1 protein-coding gene is annotated in these 1,400 nt (G+C 43.3%); it reads right to left on the bottom strand.

Annotation, left to right across the window (positions count from 1 at the left end; translation table 11 throughout):
• Positions 1–1,245: transposase (locus tag DXC01_RS17195; RefSeq protein ID WP_243111657.1), on the bottom strand; the 1,245-nt coding region annotated here is incomplete at its 3' end.
• Positions 1,246–1,400 lie beyond the last annotated feature (155 nt).

Raw genomic sequence — 1,400 nt, 5'->3', positions numbered from 1 at the left:
GACTTTTGCCTCCAGCAAAGACCTTTCCGTTACCGGAAGGGGTTTTAAAAGTTCTCTGATAAAATATCTTGCTCCTATATTGTACGATGCTGATAAGTCGCAATTATATCGTTTTCCTGTCTGGAATACACACAGGCTGTGGTTTCCCGGATCACGGGCAACTGTTCCTGTTCCATCATATGCAAGCCTGCTGGTGTTCCACGCACAGATCCTCGATATCCGCATCCCATTTCTATGTGCCTGATGTTCACAGCGTTTCTGGATATCCCGTTTTCTCCACAGATGCAGTTTCTGTTTCTTTTTCCCGGATATCTTTCCTTTTGTCTCCAGGTATTCGAAGACAATTATATCTGCACGGTTCTCTTTGGCATATTTTGTGACTGCTCCTGCAATCTTCCTGCCCAGTTCTATGTTCAGGCTTTTTGCATACGCCCATCTGCTTTTCGCCTGTACAGATCCATGTTCTCTCTGGAATTTCCTTATCCGTCCCAGTACACGGTACATCCGGTCTTTTTCACTGGGAAAATCGATAAACTTTCTTCCCAGGACAGTTCCATCCGACCGCATAATGGTACAGACTGCATCAGTGTTGATCCCCAGATCTACACTGCAGACGATCTGTTCTTTGACTGGTATTTTTGTAAGTATCACATCTTCTGTATAAGAAAAACGCAGAAAATATTTCCTGTGTCTTTTCTCCAATGTCGGGGCAGATGCCTTTTCCCCAGACCAGTTCTTTCTCAAATACTCCATGTCGGTATGGCTTAACCGTACATGGAACCATTTCCAGTCATGCCCATCATATAATTTCAGATAAGCAGCATCCTTCCCTTCCTTATCCTCCCGGTACATCACATCACGATAAAAGACCGGCATGGCATGATTCTCATATACAAGTTTCGGCCAGCCTCCTGTTTGACCTGATTTTTCCCACAAGCTCAGTCGGGTTTTGTAAGAGGATACAGTTCCCAGCGCATGCTGGATGGCTGCCCTTCTCAGGTAAGAAGGCATCTTTGGAAAATGGAGATCAAAGCTAAAACGAGCCTGATTCTTTTTTGTTGTATGTATCAGGTGCTCCGCTTCATTAAAACGTTTCTTCATTTCCGGTATCCTTTCCAGCTCTTCCCATACCTGCTCATAAATCTCTGTCAGATAGCCAACGGCAGACCGGTAGATATCCAGCGTCTGACGGATCGGGATATTCTGTTTTCTCAATTCTACGCCATAGCTGGATGTAATCTTCACAGTTGCTTCCTGCCTTTCTGACTTGTACTGGATATAAATAAGTCCTATTTGTTCTTTCTTATTCTATTATAACTCTTTTTCGGTCCAATAAAACTCTCTTTTATATTTTTTGTAAAAAATTTGCGCGCCTAACTCATCACTAGAAGTAACGAGAA

Source organism: Blautia sp. OM07-19 (assembly GCF_003481595.1).
Taxonomy (GTDB): domain Bacteria; phylum Bacillota; class Clostridia; order Lachnospirales; family Lachnospiraceae; genus Blautia_A; species Blautia_A intestinihominis.
Note: the sequence above shows the minus strand (reverse complement) of the source record. Positions and strands in the feature narration are given on the sequence as shown.